At 65.0% G+C, this 23,349-nt stretch carries 24 protein-coding genes and 1 pseudogene; 7 read left to right on the top strand and 18 right to left on the bottom strand.

Annotation, left to right across the window (positions count from 1 at the left end):
• Nucleotides 1–195: 195 nt before the first annotated feature.
• From speB to GCU68_RS09140, 5 genes are all read right to left on the bottom strand, one after another.
• Complete coding sequence (gene speB / locus GCU68_RS09160; RefSeq protein WP_152940918.1) at nt 196–1,059, bottom strand: agmatinase; 864 nt, start codon at nt 1,057–1,059, stop codon at nt 196–198.
• Entirely contained in the window at nt 1,059–1,433 is a 375-nt protein-coding gene (locus GCU68_RS09155; protein WP_152940916.1) for a translation initiation factor IF-5A, read from the bottom strand. Before GCU68_RS09155 ends, speB begins: the two co-directional genes overlap by 1 nt.
• A gap of 86 nt (nt 1,434–1,519) precedes the next feature.
• A complete protein-coding gene (locus GCU68_RS09150) occupies nt 1,520–2,608 on the bottom strand; it encodes an enolase-like domain-containing protein (RefSeq protein ID WP_152940914.1) in 1,089 nt (362 codons plus the stop codon).
• 59 nt (nt 2,609–2,667) lie between these two features.
• On the bottom strand, nt 2,668–4,308 hold the full coding sequence (locus GCU68_RS09145; protein ID WP_152940912.1) for an ABC1 kinase family protein: 1,641 nt from the start codon (nt 4,306–4,308) through the stop codon (nt 2,668–2,670).
• A gap of 76 nt (nt 4,309–4,384) precedes the next feature.
• Nucleotides 4,385–4,750 carry an Hsp20/alpha crystallin family protein gene (locus tag GCU68_RS09140; protein WP_152940910.1) on the bottom strand — a complete coding sequence of 122 codons (366 nt, stop codon included), beginning with the start codon at nt 4,748–4,750 and terminating at the stop codon, nt 4,385–4,387.
• 132 nt (nt 4,751–4,882) lie between these two features.
• On the opposite strand from GCU68_RS09140, the gene GCU68_RS09135 reads away from it, so the two are divergent.
• Nucleotides 4,883–6,196 (top strand): molybdopterin molybdotransferase MoeA, encoded by a 1,314-nt coding sequence (locus GCU68_RS09135; RefSeq protein WP_152940908.1) that lies wholly within the window; start codon nt 4,883–4,885, stop codon nt 6,194–6,196.
• Between the two features lie 120 nt (nt 6,197–6,316).
• Nucleotides 6,317–6,460: a hypothetical protein gene (locus GCU68_RS21295; protein WP_168927082.1), complete on the top strand. Its 144-nt coding sequence runs from the start codon at nt 6,317–6,319 to the stop codon at nt 6,458–6,460.
• Between the two features lie 37 nt (nt 6,461–6,497).
• Here GCU68_RS21295 and GCU68_RS09130 read toward each other — a convergent pair whose 3' ends face one another.
• From GCU68_RS09130 to GCU68_RS09115, 4 genes are all read right to left on the bottom strand, one after another.
• Nucleotides 6,498–7,625: a serine hydrolase domain-containing protein gene (locus GCU68_RS09130; RefSeq protein WP_152940906.1), complete on the bottom strand. Its 1,128-nt coding sequence runs from the start codon at nt 7,623–7,625 to the stop codon at nt 6,498–6,500.
• A gap of 78 nt (nt 7,626–7,703) precedes the next feature.
• Entirely contained in the window at nt 7,704–8,024 is a 321-nt protein-coding gene (locus GCU68_RS09125) for a hypothetical protein (RefSeq protein WP_152940904.1), read from the bottom strand.
• 167 nt (nt 8,025–8,191) lie between these two features.
• Nucleotides 8,192–9,649, bottom strand: a complete 1,458-nt coding sequence (locus GCU68_RS09120) for an MATE family efflux transporter (RefSeq protein WP_152943682.1) — start codon at nt 9,647–9,649, stop codon at nt 8,192–8,194.
• A 141-nt stretch (nt 9,650–9,790) separates the two neighbouring features.
• Nucleotides 9,791–11,173, bottom strand: a complete 1,383-nt coding sequence (locus GCU68_RS09115) for an acyltransferase (protein ID WP_227014810.1) — start codon at nt 11,171–11,173, stop codon at nt 9,791–9,793.
• Between the two features lie 207 nt (nt 11,174–11,380).
• Here GCU68_RS09115 and GCU68_RS09110 point away from each other — a divergent pair, with 207 nt between their 5' ends.
• Together GCU68_RS09110 and GCU68_RS09105 are read left to right on the top strand one after the other, a co-directional pair.
• On the top strand, nt 11,381–13,237 hold the full coding sequence (locus GCU68_RS09110) for a molybdopterin biosynthesis protein (RefSeq protein ID WP_152940903.1): 1,857 nt from the start codon (nt 11,381–11,383) through the stop codon (nt 13,235–13,237).
• 109 nt (nt 13,238–13,346) lie between these two features.
• The gene (locus GCU68_RS09105; protein WP_152940901.1) at nt 13,347–14,000 is read left to right on the top strand and encodes a helix-turn-helix domain-containing protein; all 654 of its coding nucleotides are present in this window, start codon (nt 13,347–13,349) and stop codon (nt 13,998–14,000) included.
• 59 nt (nt 14,001–14,059) lie between these two features.
• Here GCU68_RS09105 and GCU68_RS09100 read toward each other — a convergent pair whose 3' ends face one another.
• The 4 genes from GCU68_RS09100 to GCU68_RS09085 all read right to left on the bottom strand — a co-directional run bounded on the left by GCU68_RS09100 (nt 14,060) and on the right by GCU68_RS09085 (nt 15,828).
• Nucleotides 14,060–14,254, bottom strand: a complete 195-nt coding sequence (locus tag GCU68_RS09100; protein ID WP_152940899.1) for a hypothetical protein — start codon at nt 14,252–14,254, stop codon at nt 14,060–14,062.
• Nucleotides 14,255–14,441: 187 nt separating this feature from the next.
• Nucleotides 14,442–15,077 (bottom strand): HAD family hydrolase, encoded by a 636-nt coding sequence (locus GCU68_RS09095; RefSeq protein WP_193565042.1) that lies wholly within the window; start codon nt 15,075–15,077, stop codon nt 14,442–14,444.
• Nucleotides 15,078–15,147: 70 nt separating this feature from the next.
• Nucleotides 15,148–15,537 (bottom strand): LWR-salt protein, encoded by a 390-nt coding sequence (gene lwrS / locus GCU68_RS09090; protein ID WP_152940897.1) that lies wholly within the window; start codon nt 15,535–15,537, stop codon nt 15,148–15,150.
• Nucleotides 15,538–15,546: 9 nt separating this feature from the next.
• Nucleotides 15,547–15,828: a 4a-hydroxytetrahydrobiopterin dehydratase gene (locus tag GCU68_RS09085; protein WP_152940895.1), complete on the bottom strand. Its 282-nt coding sequence runs from the start codon at nt 15,826–15,828 to the stop codon at nt 15,547–15,549.
• A gap of 150 nt (nt 15,829–15,978) precedes the next feature.
• Between GCU68_RS09085 and GCU68_RS09080 the strand changes: the two genes are divergently transcribed.
• Entirely contained in the window at nt 15,979–16,158 is a 180-nt protein-coding gene (locus GCU68_RS09080; protein WP_152940893.1) for a hypothetical protein, read from the top strand.
• On the opposite strand, the gene hemA is transcribed toward GCU68_RS09080, so the two are convergent.
• From hemA to GCU68_RS21615, 4 genes and pseudogenes are all read right to left on the bottom strand, one after another.
• Nucleotides 16,155–17,483, bottom strand: a complete 1,329-nt coding sequence (gene hemA, locus GCU68_RS09075) for a glutamyl-tRNA reductase (RefSeq protein ID WP_152940892.1) — start codon at nt 17,481–17,483, stop codon at nt 16,155–16,157. The genes GCU68_RS09080 and hemA overlap by 4 nt on opposite strands.
• Nucleotides 17,483–18,136 carry a precorrin-2 dehydrogenase/sirohydrochlorin ferrochelatase family protein gene (locus GCU68_RS09070; protein ID WP_152940890.1) on the bottom strand — a complete coding sequence of 218 codons (654 nt, stop codon included), beginning with the start codon at nt 18,134–18,136 and terminating at the stop codon, nt 17,483–17,485. The genes hemA and GCU68_RS09070 overlap by 1 nt, the downstream gene beginning before the upstream one ends.
• 49 nt (nt 18,137–18,185) lie before the next feature.
• A complete protein-coding gene (ahbB, locus tag GCU68_RS09065) occupies nt 18,186–19,262 on the bottom strand; it encodes a siroheme decarboxylase subunit beta (protein ID WP_152940888.1) in 1,077 nt (358 codons plus the stop codon).
• A gap of 161 nt (nt 19,263–19,423) precedes the next feature.
• Nucleotides 19,424–19,800: pseudogene (locus tag GCU68_RS21615) on the bottom strand (DUF5778 family protein).
• Between the two features lie 169 nt (nt 19,801–19,969).
• Here GCU68_RS21615 and uppS point away from each other — a divergent pair.
• Entirely contained in the window at nt 19,970–20,926 is a 957-nt protein-coding gene (gene uppS / locus GCU68_RS09055; RefSeq protein WP_152940886.1) for a polyprenyl diphosphate synthase, read from the top strand.
• Between the two features lie 85 nt (nt 20,927–21,011).
• Here uppS and GCU68_RS09050 read toward each other — a convergent pair whose 3' ends face one another.
• Nucleotides 21,012–21,617 carry an undecaprenyl diphosphate synthase family protein gene (locus tag GCU68_RS09050; protein WP_152940884.1) on the bottom strand — a complete coding sequence of 202 codons (606 nt, stop codon included), beginning with the start codon at nt 21,615–21,617 and terminating at the stop codon, nt 21,012–21,014.
• A gap of 313 nt (nt 21,618–21,930) precedes the next feature.
• Here GCU68_RS09050 and GCU68_RS09045 point away from each other — a divergent pair, with 313 nt between their 5' ends.
• Nucleotides 21,931–23,277, top strand: coding sequence for a DUF92 domain-containing protein (locus tag GCU68_RS09045; protein WP_152940883.1), 1,347 nt, complete (start codon nt 21,931–21,933; stop codon nt 23,275–23,277).
• Nucleotides 23,278–23,349: the final 72 nt, after the last annotated feature.

The raw sequence follows: 23,349 nt of genomic DNA, 5'->3' as shown, positions 1-23,349 counted from the left end.
ATCTGACACTGATCGCCCATATCAACGTGTGCTATGCATTTGCAAGCGACCCACGTGAGGCGGTCACATCCGTCGACGGGACTGACCGATACTGACTGCAATGACGGCCCCTTCGACCAGCGACGCTCGGCTCGAGTGTAATCGAGCGACTATTCGTCGAGACCACCCGAGGCGTGGAAAATCCGATCGAGAACGCTACGCGTCGCCAGTCCCGTCGGCGTTCGAAAAGACGAACTCGCGGACGAGTTTGCCGGCGAGCGAGGCGGTCTGGCCGTCGTCGCGGTCGTTGACCTCGACGACGTCGAATCCGGTCGCGTGCGGTGCCACGTCGCGAACGACGTCGCGCAACTCGCGTGGCTCGAGGCCAAAGGGCTCCATCGTTCCCGTCCCCGGCGCGTACGCGGGGTCGGCAGCGTCGATATCGACACTCAAGTAGACGTCCCGACCCTCGAGTCGGTCCGCGAACGACCAGTCGCCGACGTCCTCGGGAGCCACGACCGTCACGTCGTCGTCGGCCGCTCGCTCCCACTCGGCTTCGCTCCCGGTGCGGGCACCGAGGACGAACAGTTCCTCGACGGAGTCGACGTCGTCGAGAATGCGGCGCATCACGGCGGCGTGGGAGAGCGGATTCCCGTCGTAGGCATCGCGGAGGTCGAGGTGGGCGTCGAGCGAGACGACGACCTCGGGTTCGGCCGCGCGTGCGCCCGCGAGCGAAACGGTGTGTTCGCCGCCGAGCATCAGGGGGATGGCGTCGTCCCAGACGACGTCCCGAAGCGTCCCCTCGAGCCACTCGAGGTACGCCTCGATGTCGTCCCATGCGCGAACGTCACCGTGGTCGGTGACGTCGAGGTCCGAAAAGTACTGGTCAGTTCGACGGTCGTAATCGTCGAACGACTCGGCAAACGTTCGAATGCGGCGGGGACCGAATCGGGTCCCCGGCTGAAAGGTCGTCGTCGCGTCCAGGGGCGCACCGACGACCACGAAGTTCGCACCGTCACGATCGGACTCGTGTCCTCGCGCATCGGCTCCCTCGCGTTCGGCAGTCGCCCCGGGAAACATTAGACGATCTTTCGCTGGTCTTCCATCTCGAGGTACTCGATGTTCTCGTCGGGGGAGACCTCTTTGTCCTCGGGGATGCGCATCGTGATCGTCTCGTACGTTTCTAAGTCCATAACCTGCATGTCGTCGCCATCGACCGAGACGACCTGTCCGTTTTTGCGCTCAATGATCGGGACCCAGATCTTCGCGTCGACGGGCTGAGAGAGCGAGCGCTTCTTGCCGTCGAAGACGCCTTTGGCCTCGATACGGGCCTTCGCGCTGCCGTGTTTCCCCGGCTTGGCCGTCGAGTAGGCGTTGATTTTACAGGCTGCGTCGTCGATCATGACGTAACTTCCTTCCTGGAGATCGCGAACTTCGGTCTGCTGTTTCGCCATATCCCGGCGTAATCAACCGACGGCCATAAACCGTTTGGAATGGCTGCTCGAGTAAGTCAGTCCGTTAACACGTCGAGAGCGGCCCGTTACCGGCCGTCGACGGTCCACCGAAATCCGCAGGGCTCGGCCGATGGCTCGAGCGGACTCGACGGCAACGATGCACCGAGTTCGGGATCGTTGTACGCTCGTGGCGCAACGTCGTTCGGCCCGTCTGCGTACCACAGCGATGCCAGCAGCTGAATCTGGCCGCGGCCGACGCCGAGTTCGAACTGGCCGCCGCCGTAGCAGCGGATGTCCCGCTCGGCACAGTAGGCGATCGTCTCGAACAGCGACTCGAGCGAGCCAAAGCGCGAGGGTTTGACGTTGAGCCAGTCGGGCTCCCACGGCAGCGCCTCGATGTCGTCGACACCGTGAATCGGAGCGTCCCACGAGACGCGACGGCGCACCTCGCCGTCGTCGAACAACGGTCGCGTCTCGTCGGTGAGCGCGGGGTCCTCGAGGACGGCGTCAGGAAACGCCTCGAGCACGAGCGTGTACAGTTCGGGGTCAGCGGGGACGTCGACGTCGGTCCCCTCGTACTGGCCTTTAAGATCCAGAATGCGAACGCCGTCCGAGCCGACCGTATCGACGATGTCGGCGACGAGATCTTTGTCCCACTCGGGGATCGGATCGAGCTTGCACTCGAGGTCGGGGACCCGCTCGCGAAGCGCCTCGAGGCGGTCTGCCGTCGGCGGCTCGCCGAGGCGGGTGCTGGCGACGAACCGAACCGGCTCGAGCGAGCGTCCGAGTTCGCTTGCGACGTCCGTGCCGGCCTGTCGTAAAGCGAGGTCGAGCGCGGCGCTCTCGACGCCCCAGCGCCGGTAGTTTCTGAACACCTCGCGGTCGGGCGCACCCGCGGGGAACAGGTCGACCGCCTCGAGCCGGTCGGCAAACGAGTCGATGGTGTACTCGCCGGTCAGATCGGGCAGTCCAGTGTCGGCGAGTGCATCGTGCTCGTCGGCCTCGTAGGTGACGTCTTCACCCCGCCCGACGACGGTTTCGCCGTCGGCGTCGGAGCCGGCGAGGGCGATTTCGGTCGTCACGCGGGTAAACTCGCTCGAGGTCTCGCGCTCGAGTCGCTCGAGTGCGACGTCGTCGATCGATAGCGACAGCGCCGCGAGTCGGTCGTAGTTCATACCACGTAGTGGAGCGCCAGCGGAAAAACGTTTGACCACCGTCACATGCGCTGGAGTGGCTACTCCTCGTCGCGTCGCTGACGGAGGTTCTGGCGGGTGAACTGCGGACGTACGCGCGTCGACCGCGGTTTACGGAACGATCGGTAGAGCTGGATCACGACCAGCGTCGAAAAGACGGCGGCGACGATCGACGCTTCGGGGGCCTCGAGCGCGTAGAGGACGCCCATCGAGAACAGCGACATCGTGAGCAACATGCCGTAGACGAGCCGTTTGGCGAGCGTCGTGAACACGCCGTTGGAGTCCTCGACGCCGATCCGGACGAACTGGTCGTCGCGGTCGAGTCGGTCGAGCGTGCGCTCGGCTTTCGGCGCGATTCGAGTCAGCGACTCGCCGGTGCGACGGAGTTGCTGGCCAGACTCCTCGAGGTACTTGCGGATGGACTCCTCGCGGTAGCCCTGTTCGGTGAGGTAGCTCGTCGCGGTGTCGATGAAGTCGAACTCCGGATCGAGGGTGACACAGACGCCTTCGACGACGGTCGCGACCCGCAAAACGAGCGCGAGGTTCTTCGGCAGCCGGAACGGGAATTCGTAGATCGAGTCTTCGATCTGGCCGACGATCTGGTTGACCCGGTACTGTTCGATGTCCTCGCCGCGAGCGTCCTGAATGGCCAGTTCCATCACCTCGGCCATCACCGCTCGGTCAGCATCGGGCGAGAGCGTGCCGATCTCGGTCAGTGCATCGAGGATGGCGTCGATATCCTGGTTGGCGACCGCGATGTAGAACTCGACGATCTTCTGCTGGACGAACTCGTCGACCCGACCGGACATCCCGAAATCGTAGAAGACGACCCGGCCCTCATCGGTCACGGCGAGGTTGCCCGGGTGTGGATCGGCGTGAAAGACCCCGTCGTCGATGATCATCTGGAGATACGATCGCTGGAGGTTCTCCGCGACCTGTGTGCGATCGATCCCCTTTCGCTCGAGTTCGTCGACGTCGTTGATCTTCGTCCCGTCGATGTACTCCATCGTGAGCACGCGCCGTCCCGAGTGACTCTCGATTACGTCCGGGATGACGAAGCGGTCGTCGCCGTCGAAGTTGGCGCGGATCTCCTGAAGCATCGTCGCCTCGCGCTCGTAGTCCATCTCCTCGCGGATGGTCTTTGCAAACTCGTCGGCGAGGTTCTCGAGGGAAAACGCTCGTGACTCGCCGACGAAGTACAACAGGACCGGCAGCGACCAGCGGATCACCCGCAGATCCGCCTTGACGAGCGGTTCGATCTCCGGCCGACGAATCTTGACGGCAACGTCACGGCCATGGTCGGGGTTGTCCCTCCCCGAATCGGTCTCGGCATCGAGACGGGCCCGATACACCTGTCCGAGACTCGCTCCGCTGATCGCTTCGGTTTCGAACGCGGCGAAGTGGTCTTCGAGCGGACCGAGTTCGTCCTCGAGCACCGCCTTCGCGGCCGCCCACTCGGCGGGCGGCACGTCGTCTTGCAGCGACGCAAGGACCTCGATGTACGACGGCGGCAAGATGTCTGGTCGCGTCGAGAGCAGCTGTCCGAGTTTGATAAACGTCGGCCCGAGGGTCAACAGCGACTCGAGCAGTACCTCGGCCCGGTGGCGGTTGGTCTCGGCGTCGACCCGTCGAGGCCGGCCGAACAGCAGAAATCGACGACGGTCGCGGGCGTAGGCGATCAACAGGGGGAGAAACTGCCAGACGACGATAACGAAGCGCTTGTACGCGCGAAGGGGGGCCAGCCTTGCTCACCTCACGTTAGTCGGTGTCCTCGTCGACGACGTCGATCGTCGTCTCGCCATCCGACGATGTTTTGGGGAGCGTCAACTCGAGCACGCCGCGTTCGACGACAGCTTCCGACGCCGTGCCGGTCGTATCTGCCGGCAGGGGGAGGTCGAACTCGAGAAACAGTGGCCGGTTTTCCTCGAGATACCGAAAGTCGTCCTCGGGGTCTTTCTCCCGATGGGCGTCGATGGAGATGCGACCGTCCTCGACCGACAACTCGAGCGTCTCGGCCGATACACCCGGGATATCGAGTACGAGCAGGTACGCGTCCTCGCTCTCGAGCAGATCGAAAAAAACGTCCTCGGAGAGGTCCCGCAGTGCATCACGGAGCGCTGACATAGCTACAGGTTCGAACGCCGATACGAAAAACCCCGCGGTAGCGGTGGATTCGACGCCGTGTACTCCGGCCGGCCGCCGGGACGACTGTTCCCGTCCCCTACGCTTTTGACGCCCCGCGACCCGACTTCGAGTATGGAAGGTGCCGACAGCGAGCGCAAGGAGGCCGGATTCAAGGTTCGGACGCCGGTCGACGAGGCGCGTCGACTACTCAGAACCGCCCTCGAGGACGTCAGCGCCGGTGACGAGGACGGCGAAACACCAGCCGCGACGGGGACGGAGACCGTCGACGTCGACCGCGCGGACGGGCGCGTGCTCGCCGTCCCGGTCACGGCCGCCCGAAACGTCCCTCACTACCAGCGGGCGGCGATGGACGGCTACGCCGTTCGCGCCGCGGACACGTTCGGAGCCAGTGCCCGCTCGCCCGAAGTGCTCCGCCTCGCCGACGGCGTCGGTGACGACGCCCGCGTCGACCCCGGGACGGCCGCACGGGTCCACACCGGCAGCGCCCTCCCGGAGGGCGCAGACGCCGTCGTCATGATCGAACACGTCGAGACGCTCGAGTCGGCCGGCGAACTCGAGGTCGAAGACGCCGTCGCGGCGGGCGAAAACGTCGCTCCGATCGGCGAGGACGTCGAGGAGGGCCAGCACCTCTACGAGGTGGGCCACCGGCTGCGCCCGTCGGATCTCGGCTTACTCCGGTCTGCGGGATACGGGTCCGTTTCGGTCGCGAAACAGCCGACGGTCGGCGTGATCCCGACCGGTGAGGAACTCGTCGAGGGCGATCCCGGACCGGGCGAGGTCGTCGAAACCAACGGGCTCACCGTCTCCCGACTGGTCGAACGCTGGGGCGGCCGGGCGACGTACCGGGACGTCGTCACCGACGATCACGACTCGTTGCGCGTCGCGATCCAGCGCGACCTGACCCACGACGTCGTCGTCACGACCGGCGGCTCGAGCGTCGGCAAGCGTGACCTGCTGCCGGAGGTGATCGACGAGTTAGGCGAGGTGGTCGTCCACGGTGTCGGCCTCAAACCCGGTCATCCCGTCTGTCTCGGCATCGTCGAGGACACCCCCGTCCTCGCCTTGCCGGGGTATCCCGTCGCCTGTATCGTCAACGCCGTCCAGTTCCTGCGACCCACGCTGCGCTGGCTCGAGGGCACCGAGCCCGACCCACAGCCGACGACGCGGGCGACGCTCGAGCGCAAAATTCCGAGCGAACCCGGGACGCGAACGTTCGCGCGCGTACAACTCGAGGCTCACGAGGCCGACGCGCTCGATGATGGCGGGGACGAGCCCGCGTACACCGCGACGCCGACCAGAGCGAGCGGATCGGGGGTCCTCTCGAGTGTCGCGCTCGCGGACGGCTGGGTGGTCGTCGACGACGACCGCGAGGGGATTCCGGCGGGCGAGACTGTCGTCGTCCAGAACTGGGAACCGAACGCGTAATCGACGACTGTCTCGAAGCGCCGAGTGGTAACGATGGGGCGAGCGTGTGGGTTGGTATCGGCGCGCGCATGCCAACACCATCGTTTTTAATATGCGTGTCTGTGTATCAGTCACCAACGCATGGAAATAAACGAACTGCTGGAAGGGGAGTCGCTAACCGGTCGACAAGCCATCATTATTTTCTTTAGCTTCCTGCTGTTGATCATCCTCGCCGGACTGACGCTGATCGTGTTCAGCGACGTGTTCCGGGCGCTGATCGGGTAGGACAACCGCCCGCGGCGCGATTCGTCCGAGCCGCGTCCTACCGAATCGCGAGCCGAACTGCATCCGCGAGCGCGTTCACTCGAGCGACGTGTTCGTACGATCCGTCGCGGACGCCGTTCGTCACGTACGAAAAGCCGATGTTCTCCTCGGGATCAGCCCACCCGACGCTACTGCCGAGTCCGGCGTGTCCGAACGCGTGCGTCGGTGACAGGGACCCGTAGGGTGCGACCGTCGTCCCACCGTTCCAGAAGCCAAGCGAGAACCGCGCCTCCCGTCCGAGCGTGCCGTCGGCGTCCGTTTCGGCCTCGAGGGTCGTCATCGTCTCGACGGTCTCGAACGGGAGGATGCGGGTGCCCTCGAGTTCGCCGCCGTTGGCGAGACAGGCGTAGAAGCGAGCCATATCGGTCGCGGTTCCGATCCCGGTCGCGGCGGGGACGACGGCCCGGTGAATCTCCTCGGTGTTGAACGGGGCCGCGACCTTCGTGTGGTCGCCCAGCCCCTCGCCGGGGTCGCGACAGCGGTCGAACGGTTCGAACGCGACGAGCGTCGCGACGCCGTCGTCCTCGTGGTCTCGAAGGCCGATCCCGGTGTCGTCCATCCCGAGCGGCTCGAAGACGCGCTCGGCGGCGACGGTCTCGATCGGCGTTCCCGACACCCGGCGAACGAGTTCGCCGACCAGCCAGCCGAACGTCAGCGCGTGATAGGCGGGAACCTCTCCCGGCGGGTAGACCGGCTCCATCGACTCGAGGGCGTCGACGACGGCGTCCCAGTCGGTCCACAGATCAGGTCGGTCGTCGATCTCGCCCCGCGGGAGACCGGCGGTGTGGCTGAGCACCTGTCGAACGGTTATCTCGGCCTTTTCGGAGCCCGCGTCGGCGAACCCGGGCCAGTGGTCGACGACGCGGTCGTCGTACGCGAGCGCGCCGTCCGTGACGAGCGAGTGCAGCGTCACGGCCGCGTACGGTTTCGTACACGAAAAGAGGACGTGGCGCTGGGTGGGCGTTTCGTCGCCCCCGTCCGGGCCGGTCGTCCCGCCCGCGAGATCGAGCACCTGCTCGCCATCGACGAAGACGGCCAACTGTGCACCGTGATGGAGGCCAACCTCGAGGTGGCGGTCGAACAGCGCAGTGATCCGTTCGCGGTCGGTTTCGGTAAGACGTGCCATACCACCCGACTCAAGCGGGAGGGTTGTAATCGTTGTCCTCCCGACAATGGCCGCGACAACCGGAACCGAACGCGCCCGTCACTTCCGACGGTGCCAGCGGGGTGCTGCCTCGAGTTCAGGCAGGGCCTGCTCGAGATCGAGTTGGGCTGCACCGTAGAATCGCTCCCGGCCCACAGGCGTCCGAATGCGTATAATCACGGTGTTATCCGTGACACGGAAGATCGACAGCGACCGAGATCCACCCGGTTGTTCCCACTCGCTGTGCAGGTGTCCATCGTCGTCGACCACGTGCGATCCGAGTTCCCAGCTTAATCGAGTGAGGTGGGGAAGATCGAACGGAACAGCATCGGGAAGAGAAACACCCGCGCCACCACCGTTCTGAAAGCCATGGGTAGCCATACCAACCGATATGGAACTCAGTGTGAAAAAGACATCTATCTCCTCACGATTATCACGGACAGTTCGAACGGGCCGAACGCGGTGGGTCATACGGGCTATCGTCCGTCGGTTCCGGCGCGACCACGCCCCTTTCTGCAGTCACATCAGGACAGCGGCTGCGGCCCGTCTTAATCGCCCGGCGCGGAGTCAGGTCGATACGCGCGGCTGATGACCAACCAGTGGCCCGTTTCGAACCGGTAGTAGGTGACGACGGCGGGAACGAGCGTCTCGAGGATCAGCGCCGCGTAGAGGGCTTCGATGCCCAAGGACGTCACGGCCTCGAGCGCCGGAATCGGGGCCGAGACGGCACCGAGCGCGGCGACGGGAAGGGCAAAAACGTACAGGCCGAGCACCTGCCCGTAGAACGGCCAGCGGGTATCACCGCTGGCGCGGAGCGGGCCGGTTGCACCGCCGCTGATGCCGCGGAAGACGACGCTGACGCAGGCGACGGCGATGAACGTCGTCACGAGCGGCAGGATCGACGGGTCCGAAACGAAGAGGCGACCGATCGGTTCGGCGAAGACGAGAACGAGCGTCGCGCTGACGAGATAGACGCCCGTCCCGAACCAGAGCAATTCGCGACCGTACGTGTCCGCACGCCCTTCGTCACCCGTGCCGAGTTCCTGCCCGACGAGGCTGCTCGAGGCGAGCGAAAAGCCCCAGCCGGGGGTGTCCATCAGGTCCCGGACGCGACGGGCGACGACGTAAGCGGCGAGGACGTTCGGCCCGAAGAGGGCGACGATCGCGAGCATCGGGAACTGTGCGGCCCGGCGAGCGACGTTCGTAAAGACGAGCGGCCCGCCGATCGAGAGCACGTTCCGGACGTCGTCGGCCGTCGCCGGGAGCTGCGAGACGCTGAGCGTGACGGGAAACTCGCCCAGCAGCGGGAGGCGACCGACTGCGAAACCAACCGTGAACGCGGCCAGCACGAGGGCGTTCGCGACGATCGTCCCGATCGCCGCGCCGACGACGCCCAACTCGAGGACGAACAGCAAGACGGCATTGAGCGCCACGTTGACGACGGCCCCGCCGGCCCGGAGCATCATCGGCGTCCACGCGTCGTCGGCGCCGACGAGGGTTCGGCTGGCAATGAGGTTCAGCCCTGCGAACGGGATGCCAAGGGCAACGACCTCGAGATAGCGCGCGCCGTAGGTTATCGAGTCGGCGTCGTTCCCGACCAGTGCGATCAGTTGTTGTGGCAGTGCCAGATACAGCGCGGCAAGCGGGAGCAGTACGGCGAGGGCGACGAGACCGCTCGTCGTCACTGATCGCGAGAGGGCCGCGTGGGTGCCGCCGGTGTAGCGCTGGGAAACCAGCCCGATCGTCGCGCCGGCGATGCCGCCGCCGACGCCGAACGCGAGTCCCCAGTACGGCGTCGCGAGACCGACGCCAGCGATCGCTGCCGGCCCGAGGGCGATGCCGACCATCGCGACGTCCGCCGCGGATTTGGACATCCGGGCGATCCCCGTGACGATCCGGGGCCACGCGAGGTCGGTCGTCCGTTCGACGCGCCGCCGGTCAATGACGCCGGCTCGAGCGAGCAGGGCACCGATCGAGAGCAGGAGCCAGCGAAACGGATTCGGCACGTCACGCCATCGAGAACTCACAGGAATTCGTTTGCGATCCAGCAGTAAAGGACTTCATATTATCGTGTTCTTCGGGACAGAACGCTGGTGTTTCTGAAGGAATGTACTGCCATCGGGTATTATATCACGATTTTTCGTTTCTCACTCCGGGTCGCGATGGCGACTCGAGCGCAACCGTGAGAGAGCGGTGCTTCCGATTTCGGTGGTACCGACCCGTTGTACCGCGATGTAGACGAACAGCGCGCCGAAGAAGGTCGCTGGAGTCAATACGAGATGCCACCAGATCGTCTCTCGAATCTCGTAGCCCGCGAGATGCAGCGCCTCAGCGGTCCGTTGTAGCACGTACAGGACGGCGGGATGGGTGACGTAGATTCCGACGGCGTAGTTCCCCCACGACGGCACTGGTGTGGACGACCCGAGCGTCGGCCTCGAGAGGAGAAAGACGAACAACGAGACCGTAAACAACGCGGTTCCAATGGTGTAACTCGAGGTGTAGACCCCCTGGGCGAACGTCTCCCCGCCGACGACGTAGCCAAGTACGTATCGTTCTCCCAGATGGAACACGCCGAAAAGGAGGGTGAGTCCGAGATAGAGCGGGCTCCGCGCCGCCGTCGGCTGCCAGTCACGCACGGAAATAGCGTATCCGAGACTGGTATAGAAGAACCCGAAGAACAGCGCGTCTCTGACCTCGAACGGCACGTCCACGAACATCGTATAGCTCGTCCCCAAGAGGCCGACGATGTGAAATCCGAGCGAAATCGGGAGCAGATACGTCGTCTTGTCCGCTCTGACGAACACATACACGAACGCAAACGAAAAGAGCAGCGCCGGCAGGAACCACAGGATTTCGGAGATCGAATTTCCGTAGTACAGAAGCGCCGCCGGCGACACGAATTCGGCCAGTCTGTGACTGCTGCTGCTGACGATATCGCCGTTTTCGGCCCCTGTACGCAGGACCGTCCCTGCGAGGAACACCGGCGCAGCGAGTGCCAGTCCGAACGCATAGAGCGAGACGATCGTCGTGGCCCGTTTGCTGAAGTAGTCAGTGAGGTTACGGCGAGTGGTCTTGCGGGCGAAAAAGTACCCGGCCGTCATAAAAAAGAACGGGACGACGAATCGCGCGGCGGAGTCGATTACGAAGTTCGCCACGTTGCCGTACACGCCGAGCCCTCTGAACGGATCCGTGTGAATCGCCACGACGAACACCATCGCGACGATTCGCATCGAATCGATACTGTAGATTCGTCCGGTCATCGCTCGAACGATCCGTGTGTCTTCGGTGCAGCGATCCCGCCAGTGACCACGGGAGAGGGCTGTACCGCTGTCCTCGGTGCGCGTCGGCGCACGGTGGTGCCGGTCGTTGCCGTCCGTCGATCGCTGTGTTGCATACGCTTCGTGGGGCCTCCCGGCGCAGTTACTATAGACGGCGTAACGCCGTTTCGTCGCCCACAGCGTCGTTTCTCGCTCGCTTTCGTCGACTGCAACGGTTTCAGCGACGCTGTTGTACCGCTTGCAACCTCCCATCCGCGCGTGCGGTACGTCGGACCGACCGCCACCCTCGTCCTCGAATTCAGTCCGGCGAGTTCGTTGTGAGACAGCAAACAGTCGTGGCGCCCTCTTCGGCGGCTCCTAAAATCCGCGCGTGATTCCGTCGTGATGGTCTGGGGGGCGAGGCCCAGCCCCCCGTTGCGTTCGACCGACGTTTTTACCCCCGGCCCACCAACTGCGGGTATGAACCGCAAGGAGTTTCGCGATCTAGCGTCGCCCAAGGCGGCCCGCGAGGCGATCGATTCGCTGTCGCTCGAGGGTGGCATCGACCGCGTCTCACTCGAGAACGCCCGCGGCCGGGTGCTCGTTGCCCGACTCGACGCCGAACTCGACGTGCCGGGGTTCGACCGGGCCAGTCTGGACGGCTACGCGCTCCGGGCGCGGGACACGTTCGGGGCCGACGAGGCGGATCCGGCTCAACTCGAGGTCGTCGGCGCGGTCCACGCCGGTGAGGAGCCGACGATCGACGTCGCGGACGGCCAGGCCGTCGAAATATCGACCGGCGCAGTGATGCCGTCGGGCGCGGACGCGATGGTCCCCGTCGAGCGCACAGATATGGATGGCGACGAGGTGCTAATCCGCACGTCGGTCGCTCCCGGCGACAACGTCATGTTCGCCGGCGCGGACGTCGCCGCGGGCGAGCGGGCGCTCGGCCCCGGGACGACGATTACGCCGCGAGATATCGGCTTGCTCTCTGCACTCGGCGTCGACGAAGTGCCCGTTCGCGCACGGCCGCGCGTCGGCATCGTCTCGACGGGCGACGAACTGGTACGTCCGGGCGAGGACCTCGACAGCAGGTGCGGCGAGATCTACGACGTCAACAGCTACACGATCGCCGCGGGGGTCGAAGATGCCGGCGGCGAAGCGGTGCTCTACCCCCACGCAGGCGACGATCAAGCGGAGATGGAACGCGTGCTGCGGGAGGCCGCCAGCGAGTGCGATCTCGTACTCTCGTCGGGGTCGACCAGCGCGAGCGCGGTCGACGTCATCTACCGGATCATCGAGGAGCAGGGCGAGTTGTTGCTCCACGGCGTCAGCGTCAAACCCGGCAAGCCGATGCTCGTCGGTCGGCTCGAGTCGTCGGCCTACGTCGGTCTCCCCGGGTATCCCGTCTCCGCGATGATGGTCTTTCGAACATTCGTTGCGCCGGCGATCCGCGAGGCTGCCGGCCTGCCGGAGCCAAAGGCGGCGACGGTCTCCGGGACGATGGCGAGAGCGGAACGGTACGGTGAGGGACGGCTGCGACTGATGCCCGTCGGACTCGTTCAAAACGGCGACGGCGAGACGCTCGTCTACCCCGTCGACAAGGGCAGCGGCGCGACGACCAGCCTCGCCGAAGCCGACGGCGTCGTCACCGTCGACCCTGAGACCGACTATCTCGAGGCCGGCGAGTCGGTGACCGTCGACCTGTTCTCGCCGGACGTCCGGCCGCCGACGCTGCTCGGCGTCGGGGAGGACGACCCCACGGTGAACCGGCTGCTCGATCGGCTGGAGAACCCGCGCTATCTCTCGGTCGGCTCACGACCAGCCGTCCGTCGGTTCCGCGAGGGCGTCCCGGACGTCGCCGTCGTTGCGGGGCCACTCGAGCGCGACCTCGAGGCCGACGAACTCGGCCGCTGGAGCCGCGAGTGGGGGCTAGTCGTTCGAGCCGGCAACCCCCACGACCTCGAGGGACTCGCCGAACTGGTCGACCGCGACGTCCGCTTCGTCAACCGGACGACCGACTCGGGACTGCGCTCGAGTCTCGAGGCCGCGGTTGACGACCTCGCGGCCGACCACGGGACGGACCGAAGCGACCTCGTCGACGCGATCGACGGCTTCGACCTCGGGCTGCGTGCCCACGAGAGCCCCGCGCGGAAGGTCATCGCGGGCGACGCCGACGCCGCTCTCGGCCTGCGCGAGACCGCCGACCGGCTCGATCTCGGCTTCGTCTCGCTCGGCGAGCAGCCGGTTCGCGTACTTGCATCCCCCGCGCGAGCGGACAAGGAGAGCGTTCGTGAACTCGCGGCCGCCCTCAAGGAACCGCCCACGGAGTACTGACCGTCGGACGCGGCGGATGGCGGCAGATGCACGGTGTTCGATTCATCGAAACGGACAGTCACAGGCGCCAGAACAGTGATTTTTACGCCAGTACGGTGTACGACTTGTGATGTCCACGATCGCCGAATTCCGGCTACCCGCGGCGGAGACGACACTGGGGACGGCACTCGAGTACGCACCCGACGCCACGTTCGAACTCGAGTCCTCCGTGTCGAAGACACGACCCTCCCTCTGGGTGTCCGGCGTCGACCGTGAGACGGCCACTGCAGCCTTCGACGCGGACCCGTCGGTCGACGGCTACGAACTGCTCGTCGAAACCCAGTCGCGACTGCTGTTCGACGTCAGTTTCGTCGACGAGACGGTTCGGCTCCGCGACGAACTGCTCGCTGACGGCGGCTCGTTGCTCGAGATGTGGGGGACCGACGGCTGGTGGCAGGTACGGGTCCGGTTTCGCAACCGCGACGCGCTCTGTGACGCGTACGATCGACTCGAGGCGAGCGGCCTCTCCGTCGACTTGCGGCGCGTCACCGACGTCACGAGCGTCACCGACAGCGAGAGTCGACTGACACCCGAACAACAGGAAGCTCTCGAGGCCGCGCTCGAACACGGCTACTTCGAGATTCCGCGTGGAATCTCGATGGAGGAGTTAGCCGACGAACTGGGTATCTCCCATCAGGCGCTCTCCGAACGGTTCCGACGCGCCTACGAAACACTGGTCGGGGACGAACTCCAGCCGGCTGGCGAACAGCCACCGCTCGAGTGATCGGCCGAGACGCTTCTCGGGGTGCCGACAGTGGACGTGCTCGCGCCCTCATACGAGTATCAGTCGCTCGAGGACGGTCGTCCGGTCTCGAGTGTCGCCTCGGCGGCAGCAACGACCGTCGGTGGAACGGCACCGTCGCTCGAGTCGATCGTATGCCCCGTCTCGACGTGGTGGTCGATCGCCTGCCGTGACGGAGATCGGTCTGCCTGATCGTCGTCATGTGCCTGCCAGCCGCAGTTGAGACAGTATTTCATTGGCGGTCTACCACAGTCTCCGGCTGGTGTCGTGAATCCTTTTTGGTCTCGTCGAGGCGGTCACGCTGGTCGGTGCGAAGGTGAAAAACGAATTAGACAGACTCCTGTCAGTCAGTTCAACACACTCGCGACCCTCCTGTGGGTGCACCGGGAACGTGGAACGACAGACCGCTCAGTGCGAGGCGGCTCAGAACAGGTCGTCGAACGACTGGACGCGATAATCGCCGCGCACGCATTGTCCGCGACGCTCGTGGCCGACGCGTTCGACGTGAATCGCATCGAGGCCAGCGTTCCAGGCCGCGCCGATGTCGTTCGAGCCGTCGCCCGCGAGAACCCCCCGGTGGCCGTTATGTCCGACGCCGAGATCGTCCATCACGCACTGGACGGGTTCGGGATCGGGTTTCCAGCCGGTCTGTTCGGTACAGCAGAGGCGGGCGTCGAACCAGTCCCGAATGTCGAGGTACTCGAGTACCGGCTCACAGAGGAACTCCTGACAGTGGGTCACGAGGCCGACCGGCACGTCGAGGTCGGTGACGAAGTCGGCGTCGTCGTGCAGATAGGTCTGTTCGGCCCGGACAAGCGGGTCCTCCTCGTCGTGGAAGGCGTCCCAGAACTCCTGCGGGTCGATCCCCCACTGGCGAAGCTGACGGTCGCGCGAGCCGGTGAGCCCACTCCAGAGGACGTCGGCTTCACGGTCGGAGAACTCTCTCCCGAGCCGGTCACCGACCCGGTCGAACACCTCACGGGTATACGACCACTCGACGTCGACGAGCGTGCCGTCGAGATCGAGCAGCCAGAAGTCGTACGGATCCACGGCAGCCATCGGGCACTGTGGTAGGGGCGTCTCGAGTAAAGATGTATCGCCTGCTCGAGCGCGTTTCACGGGTGTACGCTCACTCGGCGGCCCCGTCGGTCACTCTAATACTCGAGCCAAGATACTTCGAGAGCACCTCCGAAACGGTGTCGGCGTTGAAGGCCTCGAGATCGGCCGCGATTTCGGCTTTCAGCGCCTTGAAGTACGCCTCGTCGACCTGCAGTTCGCTGAAAGAAACCGATTCGACCGGCTCACCGAGCCACTCCTCGACGAGTTGGCGGCCGTACGACGGGTCGCTTATTTCGCCGCGCCAGAGCGTATCCCGGAAGAACAGCCAGCCCTCGGTCCCCGGCTCAGGTGCCACATACCGGAGCGTGACACTCGTCTCGGCCGTCGACGGCTCGAGTGTGACCGCCGGATCGTCGGCCTCGAGTCGGACCTGTGCGCGAAAGACGTAGCTGGCGTCCATCGCTCGACGTTAGGCGTCTCGTTCGGATTCAATCAGTTCGGCCATCTCGATATCGGCGTCCGTGATCCCGCCTTCCTCGTGGGAGGTCAGTCGGATCTCGACCTCCTCGTAGCGGATCACGATCTCGGGATGGTGGAACTGTGCCTCAGCGATCTCGCCGACCATCTGGGCGAAGTTGACGCCACGGAGGTAGTCGTCGAACTCGTAGGTCCGGACGATTTCGTCGCCCTCGCGCGTCCAGTCGTCCGGAAGCTGCGCTTCGATTTCATCGTCGGAAAGCAGGTCGGCCATGATCGCCCGAACGGAACGCAATCAGATAATGATTGTGCCGGGCACGGCTGGGACGGACGAAACCCAATATTTGACGGGTCGATGCCCGAATCCGAGATCGGATTCACCGACAGGGACTTATCGGCGAGTCGAGTACGTTCTGGCAGCGTTATGTGTGATCTGTCTGCAGACTGCTCGAACGATGGAACCTGCCAACTCGTGCTTCGAAACGAGCACACAGGGATCAAAACGACCGAGTACTACTGCAAGGCACATCTCGTTCTTCGGATCTGGGAGGTCGAAGAGGACGACGAGTTCTGCATCGTCAACGCGACCAAACTCTGGCCTTAGTCGTCGTCAGTCGCCTCGAGGTGAGGCTCGGGGATCATCGCACCGGCGTTCATCGGTGGTGCGATCGGCCCGTCGTCGCCGCCGAAGTCGGGATCGAACAACTGGAGGGCGGTGTTGATCGTACTCCAGTCGTCTTCGGCAGCGGCCTCCCGCAGACTTTTCGTCGGCGGCGCGAGTAACTGATTGACTAATGAGTCAGCCATCGCCTCGACGATCTGGCGCTGCTCGTCGGAAAAGTCCTCGCCCTCAAGCCGTGAGAGCGCCGTCTCGAGTTCGCGTTCTTTCATCCGATCCGCGGACTCGTACATCGCGGCGATCACCTCGTCGGCGCGCGCTCGCTTGTACTGTTCACAGAGCAACCCGAATTCGCGGTCGATCATCGCCTCGACCTCGCGGGCCGCGTCGGCGCGCTGTGCTCTGGTTTCCTCGGTGATCGACTCGAGATCGTCCAGATCGTAGACGGTCACGGTCTGTAGCGAGTCGGTCGCCGGAACGACGTCACGCGGTTGGCCGAGGTCGACGACGACCCGCTCTGTGGCGTCGGCGGCGTCGAACTGGTCGGGACCGAGAATCGGCTCCTCGCTGCCGGTCGCCGTCACGACCACGTCCGCCTCGCTGGCGACGGTGTCGAGCGCTTCCAGCGGGACGGCGCTGGCTTCGACGTCGAGTTCCGCGGCGAGGTGGTCGGCGTTCGAGACCGTCCGGTTTGCAACGACGACCTCCGAGACGCCGGTGTCTGCGAGACTCCGTGCGGCGAGACGCCCCATCTCGCCGGCCCCGACGACGAGGGAAGTCGCGCCCTCGAGCGAGACGGTTCGGCCGGCGAGTCGCGTCGCTGCAGAGCCGAGCGAGACGACACCCTCGTTGATCTCGGTCTCAGTCCGGGCGCGTTCGCCGACGTGAATCGCCTTCGTCACGGCGGCCTCGAGCATCTCGCCGATGCCACCGGCGCTGCGGGCGTCCTCGTAGGCGGTGCGGACCTGGCCGATGATCTGGTCTTCGCCAAGCACGACCGACTCGAGGCCGGCGGCGACCGAAAGCAGGTGGCGGAGACTCTCGTCGTGGTCGGCCAGCACGACGGCGTCGTCGTCGACTGGTTCGAAAAATCCATCGAGGGCGGCCTGGCCGACGGCGCTGTCGGTGGCGACGACGTAGGCCTCGACGCGGTTGCACGTCGAGAGCACGTACGCTTCCTCGACCGATGGGACGGACAACAGGTCTGCGACGGCTGTTCGCTGGCTCTCGGGCGTCGCAGCGGCGAGATCGTCGACACTACCGCTCTCGTGGGTCACTCGTGCAGCGGTCACGATTCCCGCTGGAATCACTAACGGTCACCCCTCGAAGGCAGTTCGGCGTCCAACACGTCCTCGATCACTTGGCAACAGTTGGAAGTACCCGTACGTAAAGCTGTCCAAAGCTCTGGCGAGTTGACGACACCGGTGACGATCTCACGTCGCCGCGTGGGGTCGACGTCTCGCGATTTGAGCTCCGTCCGGAGTCGCCCACAGACCGTCGCCATCGCACCCGCCCCGTCGAGGGTCTCCTCGAGGTCCTGTCGCAAGTGCTTGCTCAGCGCCGGGGCGGTCCCGCCGGTCGCGATCGAGACGACGACGGGCTCGTCACGAACCGTCGCAGGAACGACGACGCTCCCCGGCTCGCGGTCGCCCGCCCGATCAGCACGGTTGCGGAGGATACCGCGGTCTCGGGCCGCCGTTGCGATGGCGTCGTTGACTGCCTCGTCGTCCGTGGCGGCGACGACCAGGGCCGGCTCGGTTCGCTCGAGCCAGCCGTCGATCTCGTCGGGGTCCGGCGCAGCCCGGATCAGTTCAGCTGCGCCGAAATCGCGGTCGTCGAACGCGGGGCTGATGACGAGCACCTCGGCCTCGCGTGCGAACCGGCGAGCCTTCCGGGCACCGACCGGGCCGCCGCCGAAGACGAGCACCGTCGTCCCCGTGAAATCGTGGAGGAGTGGGATCATGGAGGTTGTGAGTGAGCTGGGGCTGTGAGAGGCTATCGACAGGGGCGCGTTAGGCGGACTCGGTGTTCGCTTCAGCGCGTTCGTCCAGCCGGATCCCGGTTTTCTTCAGGATCTGGCTCGAGAACAGCGAGTCCCAGTCGTCGTCAGTAACGTCCCAGTGGGCCTGCATGGTTTCCCGAACTTGTTCGATCCGTTGCTGGCTCTCGGTTTCGCTGCGGCCGTGGGTCATCGCGAAGAAGTTGTACGGCCAGACGCCGTCGTGACGTGGCCGTTCGTAACAGTGGGTGACGAAGGGGAGGGCGGCGACCTCGGGGCCGACCTCGTCGACCACGCCGTCCGGGACGTTCCAGACGGTCATCCCGTTTTCCGTGTAGCCGAGCGCGTAGTGATTCGGCACGACGCCGATGCGGCGGATCTTCCCTTCCTGTTCGAAGCGTTTGCTCGTCTCGAGGACCCACTCGTGGTTCTCGTCGATGGCGTCGGCGACATCGGCGTAGGGCGTCTCGGTCAGGGGGAGCCCGCCCTGAACCTCGAGGACGAGGTCGCGTTCGGCCGGAGACAGCGTCGACCGGTCGGTCTGAGAGACGTCGGGGCCGAGGTCGGAACAGTCGACACCGGCAGGACCATCGCTCCCGTCGAGTGGTCCGTCGACGTAGAACTTCGCCTCGACGCGGAACTCCTGTTGTTTCGGGAGGTTGTACGTCTTCTGGCCCGTTTCGTCCTCGATTTCAGTGAGGACTGACTCGACGCGGTCCTCGTTCGCGACGCTGACGACGAACCAGACGTTCAGGTGTGGATGCTCGCGTTCGTAGTTGTGGGCGACTTCGCGGTGGGCGTTGACCGTCTCGACGACCTCGTCGAACCGGTCCTTGGGGGCGTGCATGGCGACGAGCGTCGCTGCCCCACCGATCTCCTGTGCGTTGACGAGCGGGCCAAAGCGCGAGAGGACGCCGCGCTCATCCAACTCACGAATCGTCTCGAGCAGTTCGGTCGCGTCGATGTCGACCCCGCGGTCGCACATGGCGGCGGCAGCGTCTTCGAAGGGGCGCTCCGTGACGGGAAATCCGCCCTGAAACGCGTTGACGACCGCGCGTTCGCGCTCCGTCAGGTCGACGTCCGTAGTCATACACGGACCTCGGGACTGACCAACTATAAGGAAATCGGACATGGTGTGCTATCGACACGCGTGCGGCCGCTGCGGTGGACCGATACCCTCGGGAGCGGCGGCTTACGACGGCCCAACGGCAGCAAACAGCGCTGGAGAACGCATCACACCGGTCGACCGACTCAGTCGCCGCGGACGCCCGTGACCTCGTGGCCGAGCTCGCGGATGTCCTCGAGGAGTAAATGACGATGTCGAAGGAACCGTTTCGCAGCAGTTGCTGGCACTCCCAGACGAACTCCTCGTCCTCGAGCGTGAGGCCCTGGTGCTGGTTCGAGGAGAAATCGGTGTCGTCGTTACCGGAGTAGACGTAGCAATCTTTCGGGTCGTGGCCCGAGTGTTCGGCGATGATGTCGCCGACGTCGATCGTCGCCTGCATCATCTGGACGTCTTCTTGCCCGTCGTAGTCGGTGTGGACGATAGCACCGTTGAGTTCGATCTCACCGGGCTCGAGAAGCGCTTTGGTCCGCTGATAGAGGTCGTCGTCGATTACGTCTGCCATTGGGCGAGACGAAGACGGCTGGACTGATAGCCGTCACGATTTCCGGGGCAGCGCGTCGAGACCGGACGGCGGCCCACAGCAACATCTCACAGCGCCGTCGCCGAGACGAGATGGCGTGACGCCGTGTGCCACACAAAACACATAGGCAACCAGAACATCTAGCCGTCCAATGAAGCGGTGGCTCCGTCGGCGTGTCGATGCGGCCTACGAGCGAGTCCTCTCGCGAGAGATCTCCGGTGCACCGACACACGTCGCAGTGATCCAAGATGGGAACCGCCGGTACGCTCGCGGGAAGGGAGACAACGCTCCTGAGGGTCACCGCGCGGGGGCCAAAACGACCGAACGCGTCCTCGAGTGGTGTCAGGACATCGGCGTCGAAGAGTTGACGCTGTATGCGTTCTCGACGGAGAACTTCAACCGGCCGGACGAGGAAAACGAGGCGCTGTTCGACCTCCTCTGTAAGAAGCTCCGGGAGTTCGCCGACGCCGACCGCGTCCACGACAACGAGGTCCGCATCCGCGCGATCGGCGAAGTCGACCGGCTGCCCGAGCGCGTGCAAGAGGCCGTCGACTACGCCGAAGCGCAAACCCGCGGCTACGATCAGTTCGTGCTCAACATTGCGCTGGCCTACGGCGGCCGCTCACAGTTGCTCGAGGCGATCAACGGCGTTGCCACCGACGTCGAGGCGGGCGAGCTCGAGCCCGACGAGATCGACGTTGAGACGATCGAAAACCGACTCTACGACCAGCCAGTTCGCGACGTCGATCTCATTATTCGGACAGGGGGCGACGAGCGCACCTCGAACTTCCTGCCGTGGCACGCAAACGGCAACGAGGCCGCGGTCTTCTTCTGTACGCCCTACTGGCCGGAGTTCTCGAAGACGGACTTCCTGCGTGGGATTCGCACGTACGAACACCGCGAGGAGTCGTGGCGACGGACTCGCGCCCGCCGAGCCATCGCCTTGCTCGGAGCGATCAGCGAGCCCGAACTCGTCGAGGCCAAATCGGTCGTCGAACGGTTCCGCGACTCGCTGCCAACGGCCGAACAGCCCACGCCCGAGGAATTGTCCGGTCTCGACGCCGACTCCGGCGACGGGCTCGACTCGAGCGGTCAGACCGCCGACTGAGACTGAGAAACGTCACACGGGTTGTAGAGCAGGGTTCAGAACGCTGAGACGTGTCGTCCATCGCCCGGAGTGCTGACCGCCCGCGTTACCGACCGAACCGACGGGAACGGTTACAGTACTCGAGTACCGCGCGCAGGAAGTCACGCTTGCGGAAGTCCCGCCAGTTGACGTCGGTGAAGTACAGCTCCGAGTAGACCGACTGCCAGATCATGAAATCGGAGAGGCGCTCCGCACCGGTTTTGATCACGAGATCCGGCTCCGAAGGGAAGATGAGGTGGTCTTCGACCCGATCGGCGTCGATGTCGTCGGGCTCGAGCTCGCCCGCCTCGACGTGTTCGGCGAGCGTCCGAACCGCGCTGGTAAACTCGTGTTTGCCGCCGAGTCCGATCCCGATGCGGATCGGCGCGTCCGCACGCGTCCGATCGTCGGGGCCGCGGACGGCCACCTCCTGTGGTGCGTCGATCGTCTCGAGTTCGCGGCGCAAGGCGGGGACGGCCGCAGCGTCGAGGACGCTGACGTAGACGGTAACCTGCGAGGCGTACTCGAACGCCCAGTCGAAAAAGTCCGTCAGCGTCTCGTAGGCGCCACGCTCGAGGAGGTCGCGTTCGGTGATCACGAGCGCGATGTGATCCGGCGGTTCACCGTCGTGACGGCGAATCCGGAGGGCGAGATACCGTTCGTACAGTCCCACGCGCTTGCGTTTCCGGTCCGATGGTATAGGGTTACGGATTTGTTCGCTTCGCGGCGACCACAGACAGGGTCGACAGCGAAACTCGCGCACTGGTCGCCGACACGACGTGTCGGCAACGTGTCGTGGCTCGCCAGCGACGTATCGTGGTCCGTCAGCAACGTGCCGTCACTTGCCAGCGAGATACTGTTCCTCGAGACAGACAGCATTTCTTCCAAGTGACAGGTTCGACGGGCAGCGCCGTTGAGACCGGTGAGAACGGGCACAGCGTGGTTCACGAACCTTCAAGTGAACGCCACAGAAAGGACTCGATATCGTGACAGCACCCGTCCGGCGAGCAAGCGTCTTTGCGATCATCTGTACGTTTGCACTCGCCGTCCCCCTCGGTGGCCCTGAGGTTGGGGCCGCACTCGCAGCCGTGGTGATCCTTGGGGCCTTCGCGGTAACTGACGGCCCTCTCTTCGATCTCCTCGCCTATCCGAGCGACTACGAGGACGGCCGGCTCTACGGGCTCATCACGTTCGTCCTCGCGACCGTCGCCCTCGGCCTGATCGCGGTGACAACGTCGATGACGCTCGCCGTCTTCGTCGGGACTGTCCTCCTCATCGGATACGGCAACGTCGCAGCGCAGTTCACCCGCCAGCGGACGGACAGCGACGTTGTCATCGTCACCGTCTTCTGTCTGGTCGCGGCCGCCGCTGCCATCGTCGGACAGGCTGCGACGGTCACGATTACCGACGGCGCTGGCACCTTCGAGTCGATCACGTCGACGCTGCCGCTCATGGTCTTTCTCGGTGCGAGCGGTGCGTTGCTCGCCGCCTTGCTCCGTGACGTCCTGTATTCAAATGACGATCCAATCGTCATGTTAGCTGTTGGACTCCTGTGTTGGCTCCTCGCGGAACTCGAGCCGACCCACGCCCTGCCCGAGATCGTCGCCGCGCTCGTCGTCACGATCGCACTCGGCTACGTCTCGTACGCACTCGAGACCGCTTCGATCGCAGGCATGCTCACCGGTATTCTGCTCGGGCTGTTGACGATCGTCCTCGGCGGCTACGGCTGGTTCGTCGTCCTCATCTCGTTTTTTGCCATCGGCGGTCTCTCCTCGAAGTTCCGCTACGAACAGAAAGCGACGATGGGCGTTGCCGAGGACAACAACGGCGCCCGCGGCAGCGGCAACGTGCTCGGCAACGCCGCCGTCGCGATCGTCGCCGTCCTCGGCTACGCGGCGAGTTCCGCCGCGCTGTTGCCCGGCGGCCACGATCCCAGCCTGTTTCTCTTCGCGTTCGCCGGCTCGGTTGCGACCGCCATGAGTGACACGCTCTCGAGTGAGATCGGCAGCGTCTTCGACACTCCGCGGCTGATTACGACCCTCGAACCCGTCGAACCCGGCACCGACGGCGGCGTGACCTGGCAGGGCGAGGTCGCTGGAATCGTGGGCGCAGCCGTCGTCGCCGGGATCTCCTATGGGCTCTTCCCGGAGGTCACGGCCGTTGGCGCGGGGATCATCGTCGCCGCCGGCGTCGTCGGCATGACCGTCGATAGTCTCCTCGGTGCGACCCTCGAGGGACGCCTGCTCGGCAACCAGAGCGTGAACTTCCTCGCAACGTTGTCCGGGGCGATCGTGTGTGCGCTGTTGGTACTGTCGTTTGCCGTCCTCGGATAGGGGGACGTGTGTCGCCTGAAGCCGTGTGTTGCCTGCCTCGAGCGTGAGCACCGACGGGTGCGGCTCGAGTCT

Source organism: Natronorubrum aibiense, from assembly GCF_009392895.1.
GTDB lineage: Archaea > Halobacteriota > Halobacteria > Halobacteriales > Natrialbaceae > Natronorubrum > Natronorubrum aibiense.
This window is presented reverse-complemented; position numbering and strand designations above follow the sequence as displayed.

Excerpts from the sequence above, each read along its gene's own strand:
- GCU68_RS09135 (WP_152940908.1), top strand. The coding sequence starts at position 4,883 with ATGGAAGGTGCCGACAGCGAGCGCAAGGAGGCCGGATTCAAGGTTCGG.
- GCU68_RS09140 (WP_152940910.1), bottom strand. The coding sequence starts at position 4,750 with ATGTCAGCGCTCCGTGATGCACTGCGGGACCTCTCCGAGGACGTTTTT.
- GCU68_RS09150 (WP_152940914.1), bottom strand. The coding sequence starts at position 2,608 with ATGAACTACGACCGACTCGCGGCGCTGTCGCTATCGATCGACGACGTC.
- lwrS (WP_152940897.1), bottom strand. The coding sequence starts at position 15,537 with ATGGACGCCAGCTACGTCTTTCGCGCACAGGTCCGACTCGAGGCCGAC.
- uppS (WP_152940886.1), top strand. The coding sequence starts at position 19,970 with ATGAAGCGGTGGCTCCGTCGGCGTGTCGATGCGGCCTACGAGCGAGTC.
- GCU68_RS09115 (WP_227014810.1), bottom strand. The coding sequence starts at position 11,173 with ATGGGAGGTTGCAAGCGGTACAACAGCGTCGCTGAAACCGTTGCAGTC.
- GCU68_RS09085 (WP_152940895.1), bottom strand. The coding sequence starts at position 15,828 with ATGGCCGACCTGCTTTCCGACGATGAAATCGAAGCGCAGCTTCCGGAC.
- GCU68_RS09130 (WP_152940906.1), bottom strand. The coding sequence starts at position 7,625 with ATGGCACGTCTTACCGAAACCGACCGCGAACGGATCACTGCGCTGTTC.
- GCU68_RS09125 (WP_152940904.1), bottom strand. The coding sequence starts at position 8,024 with ATGGCTACCCATGGCTTTCAGAACGGTGGTGGCGCGGGTGTTTCTCTT.
- ahbB (WP_152940888.1), bottom strand. The coding sequence starts at position 19,262 with ATGACTACGGACGTCGACCTGACGGAGCGCGAACGCGCGGTCGTCAAC.
- GCU68_RS09155 (WP_152940916.1), bottom strand. The coding sequence starts at position 1,433 with ATGGCGAAACAGCAGACCGAAGTTCGCGATCTCCAGGAAGGAAGTTAC.
- GCU68_RS21295 (WP_168927082.1), top strand. The coding sequence starts at position 6,317 with ATGGAAATAAACGAACTGCTGGAAGGGGAGTCGCTAACCGGTCGACAA.
- GCU68_RS09105 (WP_152940901.1), top strand. The coding sequence starts at position 13,347 with ATGTCCACGATCGCCGAATTCCGGCTACCCGCGGCGGAGACGACACTG.
- GCU68_RS09070 (WP_152940890.1), bottom strand. The coding sequence starts at position 18,136 with ATGATCCCACTCCTCCACGATTTCACGGGGACGACGGTGCTCGTCTTC.
- speB (WP_152940918.1), bottom strand. The coding sequence starts at position 1,059 with ATGTTTCCCGGGGCGACTGCCGAACGCGAGGGAGCCGATGCGCGAGGA.
- GCU68_RS09095 (WP_193565042.1), bottom strand. The coding sequence starts at position 15,077 with ATGGCTGCCGTGGATCCGTACGACTTCTGGCTGCTCGATCTCGACGGC.
- GCU68_RS09100 (WP_152940899.1), bottom strand. The coding sequence starts at position 14,254 with ATGAAATACTGTCTCAACTGCGGCTGGCAGGCACATGACGACGATCAG.
- GCU68_RS09080 (WP_152940893.1), top strand. The coding sequence starts at position 15,979 with ATGTGTGATCTGTCTGCAGACTGCTCGAACGATGGAACCTGCCAACTC.
- GCU68_RS09110 (WP_152940903.1), top strand. The coding sequence starts at position 11,381 with ATGAACCGCAAGGAGTTTCGCGATCTAGCGTCGCCCAAGGCGGCCCGC.